Source organism: Marinobacter sp. MMG032, from assembly GCF_040112695.1.
Lineage (GTDB): Bacteria > Pseudomonadota > Gammaproteobacteria > Pseudomonadales > Oleiphilaceae > Marinobacter > Marinobacter salsuginis.
This window is the reverse complement of record NZ_CP157802.1, coordinates 372,720-391,896: the sequence shown is the minus strand read 5'-3', so window position 1 is coordinate 391,896 and position 19,177 is coordinate 372,720. Positions and strand designations below refer to the sequence as shown.

The 19,177-nt window shown below is 57.7% G+C and carries 14 protein-coding genes; 13 read left to right on the top strand and 1 reads right to left on the bottom strand.

From position 1 onward, the window contains the following. The first annotated feature begins 8 nt into the window (after nucleotides 1-8). From ABNF92_RS01790 to rluB, 10 genes are all read left to right on the top strand, one after another. On the top strand, nucleotides 9-713 hold the full coding sequence (locus ABNF92_RS01790; protein WP_064228097.1) for a succinate dehydrogenase iron-sulfur subunit: 705 nt from the start codon (nucleotides 9-11) through the stop codon (nucleotides 711-713). A 312-nt stretch (nucleotides 714-1,025) separates the two neighbouring features. After that, nucleotides 1,026-3,863, top strand: coding sequence for a 2-oxoglutarate dehydrogenase E1 component (locus tag ABNF92_RS01785; RefSeq protein WP_349343280.1), 2,838 nt, complete (start codon nucleotides 1,026-1,028; stop codon nucleotides 3,861-3,863). 25 nt (nucleotides 3,864-3,888) lie between these two features. Next, nucleotides 3,889-5,118 (top strand): 2-oxoglutarate dehydrogenase complex dihydrolipoyllysine-residue succinyltransferase, encoded by a 1,230-nt coding sequence (gene odhB / locus ABNF92_RS01780; protein WP_209397840.1) that lies wholly within the window; start codon nucleotides 3,889-3,891, stop codon nucleotides 5,116-5,118. Between the two features lie 35 nt (nucleotides 5,119-5,153). Continuing rightward, on the top strand, nucleotides 5,154-6,596 hold the full coding sequence (lpdA, locus tag ABNF92_RS01775) for a dihydrolipoyl dehydrogenase (RefSeq protein WP_349343279.1): 1,443 nt from the start codon (nucleotides 5,154-5,156) through the stop codon (nucleotides 6,594-6,596). A 36-nt stretch (nucleotides 6,597-6,632) separates the two neighbouring features. Next, a complete protein-coding gene (sucC, locus tag ABNF92_RS01770) occupies nucleotides 6,633-7,799 on the top strand; it encodes an ADP-forming succinate--CoA ligase subunit beta (protein WP_349343278.1) in 1,167 nt (388 codons plus the stop codon). Then, the gene (gene sucD, locus ABNF92_RS01765; RefSeq protein ID WP_064228102.1) at nucleotides 7,799-8,671 is read left to right on the top strand and encodes a succinate--CoA ligase subunit alpha; all 873 of its coding nucleotides are present in this window, start codon (nucleotides 7,799-7,801) and stop codon (nucleotides 8,669-8,671) included. The genes sucC and sucD overlap by 1 nt, the downstream gene beginning before the upstream one ends. A 120-nt stretch (nucleotides 8,672-8,791) precedes the next feature. Then, on the top strand, nucleotides 8,792-10,006 hold the full coding sequence (locus tag ABNF92_RS01760; protein ID WP_083231878.1) for a tryptophan--tRNA ligase: 1,215 nt from the start codon (nucleotides 8,792-8,794) through the stop codon (nucleotides 10,004-10,006). Nucleotides 10,007-10,065: 59 nt separating this feature from the next. After that, nucleotides 10,066-10,899, top strand: coding sequence for a ScpA family protein (locus ABNF92_RS01755; RefSeq protein WP_349343277.1), 834 nt, complete (start codon nucleotides 10,066-10,068; stop codon nucleotides 10,897-10,899). A gap of 42 nt (nucleotides 10,900-10,941) precedes the next feature. Further along, nucleotides 10,942-11,580, top strand: a complete 639-nt coding sequence (gene scpB, locus ABNF92_RS01750) for an SMC-Scp complex subunit ScpB (protein ID WP_064228104.1) — start codon at nucleotides 10,942-10,944, stop codon at nucleotides 11,578-11,580. Nucleotides 11,581-11,619: 39 nt separating this feature from the next. Next, on the top strand, nucleotides 11,620-12,603 hold the full coding sequence (gene rluB, locus ABNF92_RS01745) for a 23S rRNA pseudouridine(2605) synthase RluB (protein WP_349343276.1): 984 nt from the start codon (nucleotides 11,620-11,622) through the stop codon (nucleotides 12,601-12,603). A 3-nt stretch (nucleotides 12,604-12,606) separates the two neighbouring features. On the opposite strand, the gene ABNF92_RS01740 is transcribed toward rluB, so the two are convergent. After that, on the bottom strand, nucleotides 12,607-13,533 hold the full coding sequence (locus ABNF92_RS01740) for a GGDEF domain-containing protein (protein WP_273082141.1): 927 nt from the start codon (nucleotides 13,531-13,533) through the stop codon (nucleotides 12,607-12,609). A gap of 285 nt (nucleotides 13,534-13,818) precedes the next feature. On the opposite strand from ABNF92_RS01740, the gene ABNF92_RS01735 reads away from it, so the two are divergent. From ABNF92_RS01735 to zipA, 3 genes are all read left to right on the top strand, one after another. Continuing rightward, a complete protein-coding gene (locus ABNF92_RS01735; RefSeq protein WP_064228107.1) occupies nucleotides 13,819-14,502 on the top strand; it encodes a GntR family transcriptional regulator in 684 nt (227 codons plus the stop codon). Nucleotide 14,503: 1 nt separating this feature from the next. Next, entirely contained in the window at nucleotides 14,504-17,998 is a 3,495-nt protein-coding gene (gene smc / locus ABNF92_RS01730; protein WP_349343275.1) for a chromosome segregation protein SMC, read from the top strand. Between the two features lie 122 nt (nucleotides 17,999-18,120). Next, nucleotides 18,121-19,128 carry a cell division protein ZipA gene (gene zipA / locus ABNF92_RS01725; RefSeq protein ID WP_349343274.1) on the top strand — a complete coding sequence of 336 codons (1,008 nt, stop codon included), beginning with the start codon at nucleotides 18,121-18,123 and terminating at the stop codon, nucleotides 19,126-19,128. Nucleotides 19,129-19,177 lie beyond the last annotated feature (49 nt).

Below are 19,177 nucleotides of genomic sequence, written 5' to 3'. Positions count from 1 at the left end.
CTCCGAAAATGTTAGTAAGCCTTTATCGTTATAACCCGGAGACTGACAACGCGCCTTACATGCAGGACGTGGATGTTGATATTCCGGAAGGCAAGGATCTCATGGTTCTTGATGTGCTGAACCTGATCAAGGAGCGGGATCCTTCAATGGCCTACCGTCGTTCCTGCCGGGAGGGCGTGTGTGGCTCTGATGGCATGAACATGAACGGCAAGAACGGCCTGGCGTGTATTACGCCGGTCTCCCAGGTGGTGAAGGGCGACAAGCTGGTGCTGCGTCCGCTGCCGGGTCTGCCGGTTATTCGTGATCTGGTTGTAGATATGAGTCTTTTCTACAAGCAGTACGAAAAGGTCATGCCTTACTTGATTAACGACAAGCCTGCTCCCGCGATCGAGCGGCTGCAGTCTCCGGAAGACCGCCAGAAGCTGGATGGCCTGTACGAGTGTATTCTCTGTGCCTGCTGTTCCACGTCCTGTCCGTCGTTCTGGTGGAACCCGGACAAGTTTATCGGTCCTGCTGGCCTGCTTCAGGCTTACCGTTTCCTGGCGGACAGCCGGGATACAGCCCAGGACGAGCGACTTGCCGGCCTTGATGACCCGTTCAGTGTATTCCGCTGCCGGGGCATCATGAACTGTGTCAGTGTCTGCCCGAAAGGTCTGAACCCCACAAGGGCTATCGGCCACATTCGGAATCTTCTGCTGCAAAGGGCGACTTAAGCAGCAGGATTTGCGACAGACGCTATACTGTTCTGATCAGGTTAGTACCCGGAAGGCCTCGCAAGTTTGCGGGGCCTTCAACCAAAGGCTTATAGTCAAAAGTCTTACCCGGGTGCACACTACGCAAGCCGTGGCGGGAACTTATAAAGTTTTCTCCCTGTTTTGCTGAGTACAAAAACCACCGGGGAATGGAAAACATCCATGTCGGGTGTGGTGGCCAAAGTCGATCCCGTAAAAACCCGTATTGACTGAGATATACCCCTGGCCGACCATATCGGGCTCCCCGCACCAGCCCAAGGTGAGCTATTCAAGATGCACGAAAGCATAATGGAGCAGTTATGGCAGACTTCCCACCTTCAGGGTGGAAATCTCGCCTATGTTGAACAGCTTTTTGAAACCTACCTGACAGACCCCAATGCCGTTCCCGAAGAGTGGCGCAGCTATTTCGACAAACTCCCCAGTGTCGATGGCTATAAAGGCCGTGACATTGTCCACTCTTCCATCCGCGAACAGTTCGAACACATCTCCCGTAACCAGCGCTTTCTTGCCAGTGGCGGCGTTCCCGCCAGCGCAACGTCGGATGCGGACAAGAAACAGATTCGCGTTCTCCAGCTGATTAACGCCTACCGCTTCCGCGGCCATCAGGAAGCGAAGCTGGACCCGCTCGGTGTTTGGCAACGTCCCAAGGTTGAAGACCTCGATCCCGAATTCCATGAACTGTCCGACTCTGACCGTGACCTCGAGTTCCAGACCGGCTCACTGAACCTCGGCTCCGAGACCATGAAGCTCGGAGATATTGTCGATGGTTTGCGCCAGACCTACTGCGAAAGCATTGGCGCTGAATACATGCACGTTGTCGATACCCGCATCAAGCGCTGGTTCCAGCAACGCATGGAGCCGGTTCGTTCACGTCCCGCATACGAGGACAACACCCGTAAGCACATCCTTGAGCGACTGACGGCTGCCGAAGGTCTCGAAAAGTACCTGGGTTCCCGTTATCCGGGTGTGAAACGCTTTGGTCTTGAGGGTGGCGAAAGTCTCATTCCCTGTCTGGACGAGCTGATCCAGCGTGCCGGTTCCTACGGCGCCAAGGAAATCGTTCTGGGTATGGCGCACCGTGGTCGCCTGAACGTCCTGGTCAACACTCTGGGCAAGAATCCGAGAGAACTCTTCGACGAGTTTGAAGGCAAGAAACTGGCCGATTCCGGTTCAGGTGACGTGAAGTACCACCAGGGCTTCTCATCCAACGTGATGACACCAGGTGGCGAAGTGCACCTGGCGATGGCTTTCAACCCGTCGCACCTGGAAATCGTTTCGCCGGTGGTTGAAGGCTCCGTTCGGGCCCGCCAGACCCGTCGCAACGACGAGGATGGCAGCAAGGTAGTGCCAATCATCATGCACGGTGACGCGGCGTTTGCCGGCCAGGGCGTTGTGATGGAAACCTTCCAGATGTCCCAGACCCGTGGGTTTGGCGTTGGTGGCACCATTCATATTGTTATCAACAACCAGGTTGGTTTCACCACCAGCAAGCAGGAAGATGCGCGGTCCACGGAGTACTGCACCGACGTGGCCAAGATGATTCAGGCGCCAATCCTGCATGTGAATGCGGACGACCCGGAAGCGGTCATGTTCGTGACCCAGATGGCCATGGACTACCGCAACGAATTCAAGAACGACGTGGTGATCGATCTGGTCTGCTATCGTCGTCGTGGTCACAACGAGGCGGATGAGCCGGCCGCAACCCAGCCGGTCATGTACGAGAAGATCCGTAAGCTGAAGACCACTCGCAACCTGTACGTTGACCAACTGGTGGAAGCCGGTGTTATCACCGAGGAAGAAGCCAAGCAGATGGAGAACGACTACCGTGACGCCCTGGACAATGGCGAGCACGTGGTCAAATCCCTGGTCAAGGAGCCCAACAAGGAGCTCTACGTAGACTGGACACCGTACCTGGGCCACGAGTGGACGGCCAAGTGCAAGTCCAGCGTTGCGCTGAAGACCATCCAGAAGCTGGGCAAGAAACTGACCTCGGTCCCTGAAGGTTTCAGTATCCAGCGCCAGGTCTCCAAGATTGTGTCCGACCGCGAGAAAATGACCGCCGGTGCCCTGCCGATCAACTGGGGCTACGGTGAAGTCATGGCCTATGCGACGTTGCTCAACGAAGGGCATCCGATCCGCATTACCGGCCAGGATGTTGGCCGCGGCACCTTCTCGCATCGCCACGCGGTTCTGCACAACCAGAAAGACGGCTCGACTCATATTGCCCTTGAGCAATTGTCGGAAGACCAGCCGAAATTCGAAATTTACGACTCGCTGCTCTCGGAAGAAGCCGTGATGGCGTTCGAGTACGGTTACGCGACCACCGCACCTGATGGCCTTGTGGTCTGGGAAGCGCAGTTTGGCGACTTCGCCAACGGTGCCCAGGTCGTGATCGATCAGTTCCTGACCAGTGGTGAGCACAAGTGGGGGCGCCTCTGTGGCCTGACCCTGCTGCTGCCTCATGGCTACGAAGGGCAGGGGCCGGAGCATAGCTCTGCACGCCTCGAGCGTTTCCTGCAGCTGAGTGCCGAGCATAATATCCAGGTCTGCGTGCCGACCACGCCGTCGCAGGTATTCCATATGCTGCGTCGCCAGGTGAAGCGCCCGCTGCGCAAGCCTCTGGTTGCCATCACGCCCAAGAGCCTGCTGCGGCACAAGGAAGCGACGTCCGATCTTGACGATCTGACCACCGGTACCTTCAAGACCGTGCTGCCTGAGAAAGAGCTGTCCGATCCGAAGAAAGTCACCCGTCTGATCCTGTGTTCCGGCAAGGTCTATTTTGATCTGCTCGAGAAGAAGAAGTCGGACGAGCGTGAAGACGTCGCTATTGTCCGGATCGAACAGCTGTATCCTTTCCCCGGAGACGACCTTGACGAGCTCCTGAGCGAGTACACCAAGCTCAAGCACGTTGTCTGGTGTCAGGAAGAGCCGATGAACCAGGGTGCCTGGTATTGCAGCCAGCATCACATGCGTAATGCGCTGCACCGCCTGAATCCCAAGCTGTACCTTCAGTATGCCGGTCGTGACGCTTCGGCTGCTCCTGCCTGTGGCCATATGTCGGTCCACATTGAAGAGCAGAAGAAACTGGTTAACGACGCGTTTGAAATTTGACGAGCTACCGAACTAAGGATCTGTAATGTCAACTGAGATTAAAGCCCCCGTTTTCCCGGAGTCGGTCGCGGAAGGTACTGTCGCGACCTGGCACAAACAGCCGGGTGAAGCCTGCTCCCGTGACGAGCTGATTGTCGATATCGAGACCGACAAGGTCGTTCTTGAGGTGGTTGCGCCTGCTGACGGCGTGATCGAAGAAATCATCAAGAACGAAGGCGATACCGTTGAAAGTGGTGAGGTAGTCGGCAAGTTCAAGGAAGGTGCCAAGGGCGAGGCCAAGCCTGCCGAGGGCAAGAAAGAAGAGGCCAAGGAAGAAGCTCCGAAAGAAGAGGCCAAGAGTGAAGCCGCTTCCGGCGAAGCGATTCTGAGCCCGGCAGCGCGTAAGCTGGCCGAGGAAAACAACGTTGATCCGAACAGCATCAAGGGTACCGGCAAAGATGGCCGTGTAACCAAGGAAGACGTTCAGAACCACGTGGACAGCGCCAAGTCCTCCGGTGGTGCTTCCGCGCCCCAGCCTGCGGCGGGTATGCCGGAAGTGAACGTCAGCCAGGGCGAGCGTCCAGAGAAGCGCGTGCCGATGACCCGCCTGCGTGCGAGCATCGCCAAGCGTCTGGTCAACGCGCAGCAGAGCGCAGCCATGCTGACCACCTTCAACGAGGTGAACATGGCGCCAATCATGGAACTGCGCAAGCAGTACCAGGAGAGCTTTGTAAAACGTCATGGTATCAAGCTTGGCTTTATGTCCTTCTTCACCAAGGCGGCCACCGAAGCCCTGAAGCGGTTCCCCGCGGTGAACGCGTCCATTGATGGAAACGACATGGTTTACCACGGTTACCAGGATATCGGCGTGGCCGTATCCACGGATCGTGGTCTGGTCGTTCCGGTACTCCGCGATTCCGACGCCATGGGCCTGGCCGACATCGAGAAGAAGATCGTTGAATACGGTACCAAGGCGAAAGAGGGCAAGCTGGCCATTGAAGACATGACCGGTGGTACCTTCACGATTACCAACGGTGGCATCTTCGGCTCGCTGATTTCCACACCGATCCTGAACCCGCCACAGACGGCAATCCTGGGCATGCACAAGATCCAGGAGCGTCCGATGGCCGTGAACGGCAAGGTGGAAATTCTGCCAATGATGTACTTGGCGCTTTCTTACGACCACCGAATGATTGATGGCAAGGAAGCGGTGCAGTTCCTTGTTGCCATCAAGGAAATGCTTGAAGACCCGGCACGTATTCTGCTGGACGTCTGAGTCGACTTTAAACGTATCGGAAAACGGGATTAGCTATGTCTGATAAATACGACGTCATTGTTATTGGTGCGGGCCCGGGCGGCTATGTTGCTGCCATCAAGGCTGCCCAACTGGGTCTCAAGACCGCGTGTGTCGAATCCTGGACCGCCGAAGACGGCAAGGCGCAGGTGCTTGGCGGTACCTGCCTGAACGTGGGCTGTATTCCCTCCAAGGCACTGCTGGAGATTTCCCACAAGTTCGAGGAAACCACCCACGATTACGAGATGCAGGGCATCATCGCCAAGGATGTCAAGATGGACATCGGCAAGATGATGGAGCGCAAGGCTGGCATCGTGAAGCAGCTGACCGGCGGTATCGCCGGCCTGTTCAAGTCCAACGGCGTTACCTCCATCCACGGCCACGGCAAGTTGCTGGCCAACCGCAAAGTGGAAGTAACTGACAAGGACGGCAAGTCCAAGACCTACGAAGCCGAAAACATCATTCTGGCCACTGGCTCCAAGCCGATCCAGATTCCGCCTGCGCCGTTCGATGGCGAGTACATCGTGGATTCCGAGGGAGCCCTCGAGTTTACCGAAGTGCCCAAGCGTCTGGGTGTGATCGGTGCCGGTGTTATCGGCCTGGAGCTTGGCAGCGTCTGGGCACGTCTGGGCTCCGAGGTGACGGTCCTTGAAGCGGTGGATACCTTCCTGCCGGCGGTGGATCAGCAGGTTGCCAAGGACGCACTCAAGCAGTTCCAGAAGCAGGGTCTGAACATCGTCATGGGTGCTCGCATGACCGGCGCTGAAGTCAAACGCAAGCTGGTCAACGTTACCTATGAAGATTCCAAGGGCAAGCAAGAAGCCAAGTTTGACAAGCTGATTGTTGCCGTTGGACGTCGTCCGTACACCGATAACCTGCTTTCCGAGGATTCCGGTGTGCAGATGGACGAGCGCGGTTTCATCTTCGTGGATGACAACTGCAAGACCGAGGCGCCGGGTGTCTGGGCCATCGGTGACGTGGTCCGTGGTCCAATGCTGGCTCACAAGGCGTCCGAAGAGGGCATCATGGTTGCCGAGCGCATTGCCGGGCACAAGCCCCAGGTCAACTACGACTGCATTCCCAACGTGATCTACACCTCGCCGGAAGTTGCCTGGGTTGGCAAAACCGAAGAGCAGATGAAGGCAGAAGGTGAAGAGTACAAGGTAGGTACCTTCCCGTTTGCGGCCAACGGTCGTGCCATGGCTGCAAACTCGGCGTCCGGTCTGGTCAAGATCATTGCCGACGCAAAAACTGACCGCATTGTCGGTTTCCATGTAGTTGGTCCCCAGGCCTCTGAAATCGTTGCCCAGGGCGTAATCGCCATGGAATTCGGTTCCAGCGCCGAAGATCTGGCCCTGACCTGCTTTGCACATCCGACTCTGTCCGAGTCCGTGCACGAAGCAGCTCTGGCCGTCGGTGGTGGCGCGATTCATATCGCCAACCGCCGCAAGAAGAAGTAACGCAAACCAGGAATTTTTTAATTCGGGACATTAACTATGAATTTGCATGAATATCAGGGCAAGCAGCTTTTCGCTGAATATGGCCTGCCCGTATCCAAAGGCATTGCCTGTGATACTCCCAAGGAAGCAGTAGCAGCTGCTGACGAAATCGGCGGCGATGGCTGGGTAGTGAAGGCTCAGGTGCACGCAGGCGGCCGTGGTAAGGCTGGTGGCGTTAAGCTGGTTAAAAGCAAAGACGAGATCCGTGAGTTTGCCGAAAAGTGGTTGGGCAAGAACCTGGTAACCTACCAGACTGATGAAAATGGCCAGCCGGTCAGCAAGATTCTGGTTGAATCCCTCACCGACATCGACCAGGAACTGTACCTGGGCGCGGTCGTTGACCGTGGCACCCGTCGCATCGTGTTCATGGCCTCCACCGAGGGTGGCGTTGAGATCGAGAAGGTTGCCGAAGAGACCCCCGAGAAGATCCTGAAAGCCGAAATCGACCCACTGGTTGGCGCTCAGCCTTACCAGGGCCGTGAGTTGGCCTTCAAACTGGGCCTGGAAGGCAAGCAGATCGGTCAGTTCACCAAGATTTTCATTGGCCTGGCCAAGCTGTTCGAAGAGTGCGACCTCGCGCTGGTAGAGATCAACCCGCTGGTTATCACCCCGGCCGGTGACCTGCATTGCCTCGACGCCAAAGTCGGTATTGACGGTAACGCGCTGTATCGCCAGAAGAAGATCCACGAGATGCACGATCCCTCCCAGGAAGATTCCCGGGAAGCGGAAGCGGCCAAGTGGGAGCTGAACTACGTGGCCCTGGAAGGCAACATTGGCTGCATGGTAAACGGTGCTGGTCTGGCAATGGGCACCATGGACATCATCAAGCTTTCTGGTGGCCAGCCTGCCAACTTCCTGGACGTTGGTGGCGGTGCAACCAAGGAGCGTGTTTCCGAAGCATTCAAGATCATCCTGTCTGACTCCAACGTCAAGGCGGTTCTGGTCAACATCTTCGGCGGTATCGTTCGTTGCGACATGATTGCAGAAGGCATCATCGGTGCCGTTAAGGAAGTCGGCGTCAAGGTTCCTGTTGTGGTTCGCCTTGAAGGCAACAACGCGGAGAAGGGTACTCAGGTACTCGCCGATAGCGGCCTGAACATCATTGCCGCTACCAGTCTGTCGAATGCGGCAGAGCAAGTTGTTAAAGCCGCAGGGGGTAAATAATGAGCATCCTGATTAACAAAGACACCAAGGTTATCTGTCAGGGCTTTACCGGCGCACAGGGCACCTTCCACTCAGAGCAGGCAATTGCCTACGGCACCAAGATGGTTGGCGGCGTTAGCCCCGGCAAGGGTGGCACTGAGCACCTCGGCCTTCCGGTGTTCAACACCGTTCGTGACGCCGTTGAAGCAACCGGCGCAGAGGCGACCGTTATCTACGTACCGGCGCCTTTCTGTAAAGACGCTATTATCGAAGCCGCGGATGCCGGCATTCAGCTGATCGTCTGTATCACTGAAGGTATCCCGACCATCGATATGCTGTACGCCAAGGAATACGTGGATCGCAAGGGCGTTCGCATGATTGGTCCCAACTGCCCGGGTGTTATCACTCCGGACGAGTGCAAGATCGGCATCATGCCTGGCCACATCCACAAGAAGGGCAAGGTTGGTATCGTGTCCCGTTCAGGTACCCTGACTTACGAAGCGGTCAAGCAGACCACCGACTTCGGCTACGGTCAGTCCACCTGTATCGGTATCGGTGGCGACCCGATCCCGGGCTCCAACTTCATCGACATTCTGGCCCTGCTGCAGGAAGATCCTGAGACTGAAGCCATTGTGATGATTGGTGAGATCGGCGGTACCGCTGAGGAAGAAGCCGCGGCCTACATCAAGCAGAACGTCACCAAACCGGTGGTTTCCTACATCGCTGGTGTTACAGCGCCTCCGGGCAAACGCATGGGCCACGCTGGCGCCATCATCTCCGGTGGTAAGGGTACTGCAGACGAGAAGTTTGCCGCCCTGGAAGACGCTGGCGTTCGCACCGTCCGCAGTCTGGCCGAGATCGGCCAGGCCCTGAAGGAGGTCACTGGCTGGTAAGCTGGCCTTCTTTCAGCAAAAACCCCCGTTTCTGCCCTGCAGAGCGGGGGTTTTTTATTTATAATGCCGGGTCGCCTGAACTATGATGGCGGTTCCAATATCAAATAAGGAGTTCGTGCTTTGAGTTCTGTAGATTCCCAGCAAAGGGTTTTGTCCGGCATGCGTCCGACCGGCAAGCTTCACCTTGGCCACTACCACGGTGTGCTGAAAAACTGGGTTAAACTCCAGCATGAATTCGAATGCTTTTTCTTTGTGGCGGACTGGCACGCCCTGACCACCAACTATGACGACCCCTCCGGCATTGAGCAGAGCGTCTGGGACATGGTCATTGACTGGCTGGCGGCCGGTGTGAACCCGGGTTCGTCCACCATGTTTATTCAGTCACAGGTGCCCGAGCACGCAGAATTGCACCTGTTGCTGTCGATGATTACGCCTCTCGGTTGGCTAGAACGTGTGCCGACCTTCAAGGACCAGCAGGAGAAGCTGCGGGAGAAGGATCTGGCGACTTACGGATTTCTGGGTTACCCGTTGCTTCAGAGTGCAGACATTCTGGTTTACCGGGCAGGGAAGGTACCGGTCGGTGCCGATCAGGTGTCCCATGTTGAAATTACCCGGGAGATCGCCCGTCGCTTCAACCATATCTACGGTCGTGAGCCCGGATTCGAGGAGCAGGCAGAAGGCGCCATCGTGAAGATGGGCAAGAAAAACGCCAAGCTGTACCGCAACCTGAAGAAGCGGTACCAGGAAGAGGGCGATATGGACGCCCTGGAAACTGCTCGTGCGCTGTTGAAAGAACAGCAGAACATCTCCCTGGGCGATCGCGAGCGTTTGTACGGCTACATCGAGGGTGGTGGCAAGGTGATTCTGCCAGAGCCGCAGCCGCTGCTGACACCGGAGTCCAAGTTGCCGGGTCTGGATGGGCAGAAAATGTCCAAGTCCTACAACAACTATATTGGACTGCGGGAGGAGCCGGACAGCGTTGCCCAGAAGGTCCGCACCATGCAAACCGATCCCCAGCGAGTCCGCCGTACGGATCCGGGTGAACCCGAGAAATGCCCGGTGTGGGGGATGCACAAGATCTATTCGGACGCGGACACCCAGGAGTGGGTACAGACCGGTTGTCGCAGTGCCGGCATTGGCTGCCTTGATTGCAAGAAGCCGTTGATTGACGCGATTGTCGAAGAGCAGCGTCCGCTCCACGAGCGCGCGCGTGAGTATGAGGGCAACCCGGACCTGGTTCATTCCATTCTCCAGGAAGGTCGCGAACACGCCCGCGATGCTGCCAGAGATACCCTTGAGGAAGTCCGGGCGGCCATGGGGCTTCATTACCGCTGAATCCGCAGGAATCGGTCCCGCGGGCACAGAGCCGCGGGACCGATCCGGAGAGAAAGGTTATGACCGAAGAATCCACCGATCAGGCGACGCCGGAAGCTCAGGACGCCGGCCCGGAGCAATCGCCCCTGGCGCTGGTGTCCGGCAAGCCGGTGGTGGATCTTCCCAAGGACCTGTACATTCCGCCGGATGCCCTGGCGGTCTTCCTTGAAGCGTTTGAAGGCCCGCTGGACCTTCTGCTGTACCTAATACGTCGCCAGAACATGAACATACTGGACATCGACGTCAGCGAGATTACCCGGCAATACATGGATTACATCGGTGCCGTCGAGGCCATGCGCTTTGAACTGGCTGCCGAATATCTGGTGATGGCGGCCACCCTGGCGGAAATCAAATCGCGCATGCTGTTACCTCGCCAGGAAAGCGACGATGAAGAAGAGGTCGATCCTCGTGCCGAACTGATTCGTCGGCTTCAGCAGTACGAACGGTTCAAGCAGGCCGCCGAGGATATCGACGAACTGCCGCGGCTGGAGCGGGATAACTTCACAGCCTCCGCCGCCCTGCCCAGGATGCCGTCAAGTCAGCCCCATCCCGATGTGGATCTGAGGGAGATGCTGCTGGCCCTTCAGGGTGTTTTACAGCGCGCAGACCTGTTCACCAGTCACCATGTTGAGCGTGAGAAGCTGTCCACCCGTGAACGCATGTCGGCAATCCTTTCGGTGCTTCAGGATGACCATTTTGTGACCTTTGAGAGCCTGTTCACGGTCGAAGAGGGGCGGCTGGGGGTTGTTGTAACCTTCCTGGCGACGCTTGAGCTGGTCAAGGAGCAGTTGATCGAGGTGGTTCAGGCGGAAGTTCTCGGGCCGATTCATGTTCGCGCCAGGGCGGCAAGTTAGGGCCCCTGGAAGTCGGAAGCACGGAAATACGGATCAGACACCATGAACGAAGAGCACCTGCTGAGAATCCAGGCAATTGCCGAGGCCGCCCTGCTGGCGGCGGGCAAACCGCTGTCTCTTGACCAGCTGCGGGAATTGTTCAGTGAAGAGGAGCGGCCGGCGCGACAGGTCATGGAGCACGTCATGGTGCTTCTTGAAGCGGCCTGTGAAGGGCGAGGCTTCGAGCTGAAAAAGGTCGCCAGTGGCTACCGACTCCAGGTGCGTGAGGAGTATGCGCCCTGGGTGGGTCGACTGTTTGAGGAAAAGCCCCAGCGTTATTCACGGGCCTTGCTGGAGACCCTGGCACTGATTGCTTACCGACAGCCCATCACCCGGGGTGAAATCGAGGACATCCGGGGTGTTACGGTAAGCAGCAATATCATTCGTACACTGCTTGAGCGAGAGTGGGTGCGCGTCGTTGGGCATCGGGATGTCCCGGGGCGGCCGGCCATGTACGCGACCACGAAACAATTCCTGGATTACTTTAATCTCACGGGCCTGGACCAGCTACCGCCCCTGAATGAAGTCCGCGATCTTGAAGAAATCGGCCGGGAAATTGAGAAGAACATGCAGGGTGAGATCGAGTTCGAATCCACGACTGCCGAGAACGACGACGAATCTTCGAGCCAGACACTTCACTGACGCCATTCGGGTGTCAGTCAGAAACTAAGGATTGATTACATGGCGGCAGAACGCCCCAACAAACCAGCCAGACCCGCCCGTGACCCAGCCAGTCAGGGCGGCCCTGAGCGTATTCAGAAATTGCTCGCCCGGGCAGGTGTTGGTTCGCGCCGGGAAATCGAGGGCTGGATGGAAGCCGGTCGTCTCCTGGTCAATGGACAACCGGTGGCACCAGGGCAGAAGGCGTCCGTTGAGGACCGTTTCGAGCTCGATGGCAAACGACTGGAAGTGTCCGGCGCGGCTGAAGTGATGCGCCGGGTGCTGATTTATAACAAGCCCGAGGGCGAGGTCACTACCCGAAAAGACCCTGAGGGCAGACCGACGGTGTTTGATCGTTTGCCACGTCTTAAAGAGCATCGGTGGATTTCCATTGGCCGGCTTGATATCAACACCACTGGCCTGGTGCTTTTTACCACAGACGGAGAGTTGGCAAACCGGCTGATGCATCCTTCCAACCAGATTGACCGGGAATATGCGGTACGTATCTTTGGGGAAGTGGACGACGCCATGATCGAGCGACTGCTTCAGGGCGTTCTCCTGGAAGATGGCATGGCCAAGTTCACCGATATCTCTCCGGCCGGTGGCAGCGGTATGAATCGCTGGTTCCACGTTACCCTGCTGGAAGGGCGCAATCGGGAGGTGCGTCGCCTGTGGGAATCCCAGGGCGTTCGAGTCAGTCGGCTGAAACGCGTGCGTTACGGGCCGATCTTCCTGCCAAGCAGGCTGACCTTGGGAAAATGGGAAGAGCTGGATCAGCGGGCGGTAGATACCCTCAGTCGAACCGTTGGTCTCGAGTCGGTCGAGATTCCCCAGAAAACGCCAAACGAAAAGGCAGCCCATGATCGCCAGAGGCGCAAGAGCCCTGGCAGGGCCGGAAAGAAAACTCCGGGCAATAAATGGGCGGTCAGCGACACCAAGCCCGCCAGGCCCGCCGGGCGTGCTCCCAGGCCGGAGAGAGCCCGAAGCAAAACGCCGCGCGGTTAAGCGTTACGAAATGGTGGCAAACACCCGGGTGCAGTTACGACCCTGGTGTTTGGCACGATAGAGCGCTTCGTCAGCCCTGGCCAGCCAGGCCTGCGGGGCTTCCTGGGTCAGAAACGTAGCAACGCCACAGCTGGTTGTGACTCTCAGCTCCTTTTCTCCGCCATCCACCCGAATGGCCGCGATCGCTTTGCGAACCCGCTCCGCCACATCTTTTGCATCCTGCTCCGAGGTATGCGGCAGCAGGATGGCAAATTCCTCGCCACCAAAGCGATACACTGAGTCAGATGTGCGGATGGACTTCTCGATCTCCGCCGCCGCGATCTGAAGGATATGGTCGCCTACCACGTGACCATGTGTGTCGTTGATCGTTTTGAAATGGTCCAGGTCGCAGAGCACAAGTGAATATGGTTCCCCATGTCGTTCCGACAACAGGCTGGAGCGCTGAAGCGCGTCATCCAGGGCGCGTTTGTTGGGAATCCCGGTCAGGGAATCGGTCAGAGACGCCTGCTCAATGGCGACGTACTGGCAGGCGTTACGAATCGGGCAGATGGCCGCACCCAGAATTATCTCGATGCCTTCAAGCTCCTGTTCGGTGAACCTCTGACGGCGTTGCAGCACAAGAGTCCCGTAATTGACGCCCTCAAGGCTCAGACGATACTCGCAGCGGTGCGGGCCGCCCATTCCGGTGGCATAGACGAAATCCTGTTTACCGATCCGGTGGCGGTAGTTTAGGGAGCTGAACGGAATAATGGCGACCAGTTCTTCGGCCAGGATGGCCAGCTGTTGCTCCAGCGACAGGGTAGTCGAGAGCCGTCGTGTCAGTCTTGCAAGCACATCCGGCGTATTGGTCCAGTCCTGATGTGCCTGACGCAGCGCAGCCAGTTTTTGGGGCTGGGAAGGAGACTGATGGATCGACGGTATGTTTTTCACTACGGTTCACTCTGTCGCAGAAATTTACAGTGCTTTCGGGGTCAAAAGCAGAAACCGTGCCTACTTAAAAAATAACAACAAAAACAGCTGCTAATGAACTGTTTTTCACTCAATTTATGATTTTTCAGCGGTAGTTCAGGAATTGCTGTCAAAAAACCGGCAGTGATTTGCCGTGATGCGTTCCTGACCGCTCAAAATGTCAGACAAGGGGTGGGGCTATAGATTCCCTGTGGTAAACTTCTGCGTTTGAAATCGTGCCGTCTTCAGGAATGAGTGACCAACTTTATGAGGTTTCAGGCCCCGGAAAGTCTGTCTGAACAAATTGCCCAGCATCTGGGGCAAAGAATCATCACGCGAGATCTCAAACCCGGCGAACGCATTCAGGAACTGAAAGTGTCGGGTGAACTGAATGTCAGCCGTGGCTCTGTGCGCGAAGCGCTACTTATTCTGGAGCGCCGCCATCTGATCGAAATCTTCCCAAGGCGGGGCGCGGTTGTCTCCAGCCTTACGCCGGAAAGCGTCAACAGCCTCTACGATATCTACATCGATCTTCTCTGCATGCTCGGACGAAAGGTACTTGAACGTTGGTCCGGCAAAGAGCTTGGTGGTGTCATGGGTCAGGTCCGTGAACTGCAGGCGGTCATTGACGCCCTCAACGCGACCAGCGCTGACGCTGCCGAGCAGGTCATTGACGCCGGATTCGGGGTAATGCGCTACGCCTATGGGCTGGTTGAGAACCCCTTTCTTGAGGAAACTCTCGAGAACTTCCGGCCGGCCATCAGCCGAACCTATTTTGTGGCGTTGGAGCACTTCCGGGAAGAAATCGGGGAAACCGCGACCTTCTTCCGGCAGTTGGCCGAGGCTGCCGTTGATGACGACGCGGAACGATTGCAAGCGGTCATACAGGCCTTTGGTGAACACCAGCGGCAGCAGGTGTTGACGATTCTCCGGCAGGAGGCGAGCGCCTGATATGCGTCTGAAGTCCATCAAACTGGCTGGCTTCAAATCCTTCGTTGATCCAACCACTGTGCCGTTCCCATCGAACATGACTGCCGTGGTAGGGCCAAATGGGTGTGGCAAGTCCAACATCATCGACGCGGTGCGCTGGGTGATGGGGGAAAGCTCCGCCAAGTACCTGCGCGGCGAGTCCATGACAGACGTTATCTTCAACGGCTCCAGCGCAAGAAAGCCGGTAGGTCAGGCCTCCATAGAACTGGTGTTCGATAACAGCGATGGTTCGGCCCCGGGTGAATTCGCGAAATTCAGCGAAATTTCTGTTCGCCGCCGGGTTTCCCGGGAAGGGCAGTCCGAATACTTCCTGAACGGCTCCAAGTGCCGGCGTCGGGACATTACCGATCTGTTCCTGGGAACTGGCCTGGGCCCGCGGAGCTACGCCATTATCGAGCAGGGCATGATCTCCCGCCTGATCGAGGCAAAACCGGAAGAACTCAGGATCTACATTGAGGAAGCCGCCGGCATCTCAAAATACAAGGAACGGCGCCGGGAAACGGAGAATCGCATCCGTCGGACCCAGGAAAATCTGGAACGGCTGACCGACCTCAGGGAGGAGCTGGGCCGACAACTGCAGCACCTGGAGCGCCAGGCGGCAGCGGCGGAAAAGTACAAGGCTTACAAGCAGGAAGAGCGCCAAAAGAAAGCCGAACTGACGGTACTGCGCTGGCAATCCCTCGACAATGACCTGCAGGCCTGGCGGGGCAAGATCCGGGACACCGAGCTTGAGCTCGAAAAATACCTGACCGAACGCGTCAGCCTTGAGACCTCTCTCGAATCCCTCCGGGACAATCATCAGGAACGGACCGAACATTTCAACCGGGCCCAGGCACGCTATTACGAGGCCGGCGCGGATATCGCCCGTATCGAACAGAGTCTTGAGCACCAGCGCGAACGGAGCCGGCAGATGGCCGCGGAACTGGATCAGGCCATGGCCAACCAGCGCGAACTGGCCAGGGAACTGGAGCAGGACGAGGACAAGCTGGCGGGTATCCAGGAAGAGCTGGACATGATGGAGCCCGAACAGGAAGCGTTGGCGATACGCTCTGAAGAGTCGGGCGAGAAACTGCAGCAGGCCGAAGACGCCATGAGCGACTGGCAGCACCAATGGGAAGATTTCAGCGCCCGCTCGTCGGATGCCCGGCGCCAGGCCGAGTTGGCCCAGTCCAGGATTCGCTCGCTCGAAGACGCCATTGAGCAACTGCTCACTCGGCAACGCAAACTGCAGGATGAGCAGGAATTGCTGGAAGGCCAGATGGATCGAGCGGAACTTGAGGAGCTGCTGGAACAGCAAGAAACACTGGAGCTGAAACGGGAGGAAGCGGCTGAGCGCATTGCGGCGATCCAGGATGAGCTCTATGACGCCCGGCAGCATCAGCGTGACGCCGAGCAGGCCGTCTCGGAGGAGCGCCAACGGGTCCAGAGCCTTCGCGCCTCTCTTGAGTCTCAGCAGGCGCTTCTGGATGAACAGATGGGGGCCGGAGATGATGTCCTGCAATCCTGGCTTTCCCGGAACGATTTGGGCGATATGCCCCGGGTAGCCAGCCAGCTCGATATTGCCGATGGCTGGGAGTTTGCGGTTGAACAGGTTATCGGGCGTTTTACCCAGGGCCTGTGTCTCCCCGACATCGACCAGCTCTCCTCGGCGATGAGAGAAGCGCCAAGGGGCCTGGCACTCGTTGAAGCCGGGGCGTCTGGTAATGCTGGAACAACGGGCCTGGCGGCCAAGGTTTCCGGTGTGCCCGGAATTGCCTCGTTGCTTCACGGCATTGACGCGGTAGAAACCGTTTCCGATGCCATGGGTATGCGAGCCGGGCTCCAGAAAGGGCAGAGCCTGATGACCCCGGAAGGCGTTTGGGTTTCCCGCGATTGGGTATTGATGCCGGACTCAGACGCAGGCCAGGTCGGGGTGATTGAGCGACAAAAGAAAGTTACCGAATTGGCTTCACAACTGACAGAGGCTGAGGAAGCACTGGAGGCGGCCAGCGAGAAACTGGACGAATTGCACGAGCGCGCCGAGCGCTCCGAATCCGCCCGGGATGAGGCCCAGGCCCGTTTGAGCGAGGCAGACCGCGAGCTGAGCTCGCTGTCGTCCAGGGTCAGCGGCCTGCGAGCCCGAGCCGAGCAGATTGACGCCCGTCTGCAGAGAATCCGGGACGATATCGAGGATGTCTCTGAAAACCTGGAGGGTCAGAAAGAGAACCTGCAGGAGGCCCGGGAAGAATGGCAACTGGCGCTGGCGTCCAGTGAAGACAGCGATGAAGAAAAAGAGCGGCTTCTCGAGCAGCGGGACAGCCTGCGCGAGAACCTCGACCGTCTGCGCCAGGAGGCCCGGCACGACCGTGACCACGCGCATCAGTTGCAGCTTCAGCTACAGACTCTGCACAGTCAGCGGGACGGTCTGAGGCAGACAATTGACCGGATGCAGTTGCAGAAAGAGCGTATCGATGAGCGACTGGAGATTCTGAGGGAATCCCGGGAAAGCGCCGAGGAACCCATTGAAGATCTGCAGATGCAGCTTGAAGGCCTGCTGGATCGCCGATTGGCGGAAGAGGAGAAACTGGGCGCGGCGCGCGACGCCCTGGAAGAGATCGACCGTGAGGTCCGGGAGAAAGAGCAGGGCCGAAGCGGGACCGATCACCGCATCCAGGAAGTCCGGTCCAGGCTGGAACAGTTGAAGATGGAATCCCAGGCCCTGGAAATCCGCTCTGGCAATCATATCGAGCAGCTCAAGGAGCTGGACGTAAAACTCCAGGACATTCTTTCGCAGTTGCCTGAAGGTGCGAATGAGAAAGACTGGGCTGACGAGCTGGAGCGCATCGGCAACCGGATACAACGATTGGGCGCCATCAACCTCGCGGCTATCGAGGAGTACCAGGTACAGAGCGAGCGCAAGACCTACCTGGATTCCCAGCACGAAGATCTGATGGAAGCCCTGGAAACACTCGACAATGCGATCCGGAAGATCGACCGGGAGACCCGTCAACGCTTCAAGGAAACCTTTGATCAGGTGAATGGCGGCCTCCAGGCGCTCTTCCCGAAGGTGTTTGGAGGTGGAAATGCCTATCTGGAGCTTACCGGCGAGGATCTTCTGGAAACCGGCGTTGCGATCATGGCCCGGCCACCCGGCAAGAAGAACAGCACCATCCATCTGTTGTCAGGTGGTGAAAAGGCCCTCACGGCGATTGCTTTGGTGTTCTCGATTTTCCAGCTGAACCCGGCACCCTTCTGTATGCTGGATGAGGTGGATGCACCGTTGGATGATGCCAACGTGGGTCGCTATGCCAATATGGTCAAAGAGATGTCGAAGCAGGTTCAGTTCATCTACATTACCCACAACAAGATTGCGATGGAGATGGCGGATCAGTTGATGGGGGTCACCATGCATGAACCGGGATGTTCGCGGCTGGTTTCGGTGGACGTGGACGAAGCCGCAGCCCTCGCGGAGGCTTGAGGCTGTTCAGAATTCGGGCAACCATGACAAAAACGCCATCTGGCCCGGGTGTGCGTTGTATTCATTCCGGGCTTTTCTTAGAGTAGCAACGTTACGGGATCTGCAAACAGGACAGCAGCACTATGTCACTTAGGGAATGGTTAATTGCCATCGGTACCCTGGTTATAATCGGCATTGTCATTGATGGCGTGCGCCGGATGCGGCGCGCCCGTAAGGAATCCATGGCGATTTCATCCGGTATGGGCGCCGACGAGCTGGAGGATTCGCCACTCGACGACGAGTACAACCCCGAGTTGCCCAATGGCGGAGCAAGAACCATTTCCCGCGATACCCTCGAAGAACGGGGCTATGTGAAGCGCGAAAAGCCCAGTCGATTCGGTTCTCCGAAACCCAAGCCGACCCGTCCTGTCACTGCCGCTGCCAAATCGGAGCAGCCCGAATCGTCAGAACCGGATCCACAAACGGAAACCGAACCGACGGCTGAGCGCTACGAAGAGTCCGCTGAGTCGGAGCCCGATTTCGGACTTTCCAGTCAGGAGCCTGAGGAAACCGAGCTCGAATCCGGCTGGGGCGCCATTGAAGACGAGGCGGAAGCCGTCCCGCCAACGGTCACGACCGAAGTGGAAGAGGACACTGCGCGGCGTGAGCCCTCCCGACCGTCGGCCGGTCAACCTCTGGCGGGCGCGAATCGCCCTGAGGCCAGGGAAGTGATCGTCATCAACGTGTTGGCGAAGAGCGACGAGGACTTCAAGGGGCCGGCGTTGAAGAAGCTGTTCGAAGCGTGCGGTCTGGAGCACGGAGACATGGACATATACCACCGCCATGAAGAATCCGATACCACCAGCCCTGTGCAGTTCAGTGTTGCCAACGCCGTGGAACCCGGCACATTCAAACCCGGGGATATGCCGGCCCTCACCACGCCCGGGATCAGCTTTTTCATGAGTATGCCGGGGCCCACCAATGCGCTGCAGGCATTCGACTTCATGCTCGAAACCGCCCAGGCAGTGGTACGTAACCTTGGCGGGGAACTGAAAGACGAGCGCCGAAGCGTGATGACCCCGCAAACTATCGAGCACTGCCGCCAGAGAATCCGCGAGTTCGAGCGTAAGCAACGTTCCCAGAAAGTGTGAAACCAGGCGGTAACAGATGGCCCGATGCCCGGTTCGCTCCGGGCATTTT

Excerpts from the sequence above, each read along its gene's own strand:
- ABNF92_RS01735 (WP_064228107.1), top strand. The coding sequence starts at position 13,819 with ATGAGGTTTCAGGCCCCGGAAAGTCTGTCTGAACAAATTGCCCAGCAT.
- sucC (WP_349343278.1), top strand. The coding sequence starts at position 6,633 with ATGAATTTGCATGAATATCAGGGCAAGCAGCTTTTCGCTGAATATGGC.
- lpdA (WP_349343279.1), top strand. The coding sequence starts at position 5,154 with ATGTCTGATAAATACGACGTCATTGTTATTGGTGCGGGCCCGGGCGGC.
- rluB (WP_349343276.1), top strand. The coding sequence starts at position 11,620 with ATGGCGGCAGAACGCCCCAACAAACCAGCCAGACCCGCCCGTGACCCA.
- zipA (WP_349343274.1), top strand. The coding sequence starts at position 18,121 with ATGTCACTTAGGGAATGGTTAATTGCCATCGGTACCCTGGTTATAATC.
- ABNF92_RS01790 (WP_064228097.1), top strand. The coding sequence starts at position 9 with ATGTTAGTAAGCCTTTATCGTTATAACCCGGAGACTGACAACGCGCCT.
- ABNF92_RS01785 (WP_349343280.1), top strand. The coding sequence starts at position 1,026 with ATGCACGAAAGCATAATGGAGCAGTTATGGCAGACTTCCCACCTTCAG.
- ABNF92_RS01755 (WP_349343277.1), top strand. The coding sequence starts at position 10,066 with ATGACCGAAGAATCCACCGATCAGGCGACGCCGGAAGCTCAGGACGCC.
- scpB (WP_064228104.1), top strand. The coding sequence starts at position 10,942 with ATGAACGAAGAGCACCTGCTGAGAATCCAGGCAATTGCCGAGGCCGCC.
- sucD (WP_064228102.1), top strand. The coding sequence starts at position 7,799 with ATGAGCATCCTGATTAACAAAGACACCAAGGTTATCTGTCAGGGCTTT.
- odhB (WP_209397840.1), top strand. The coding sequence starts at position 3,889 with ATGTCAACTGAGATTAAAGCCCCCGTTTTCCCGGAGTCGGTCGCGGAA.
- smc (WP_349343275.1), top strand. The coding sequence starts at position 14,504 with ATGCGTCTGAAGTCCATCAAACTGGCTGGCTTCAAATCCTTCGTTGAT.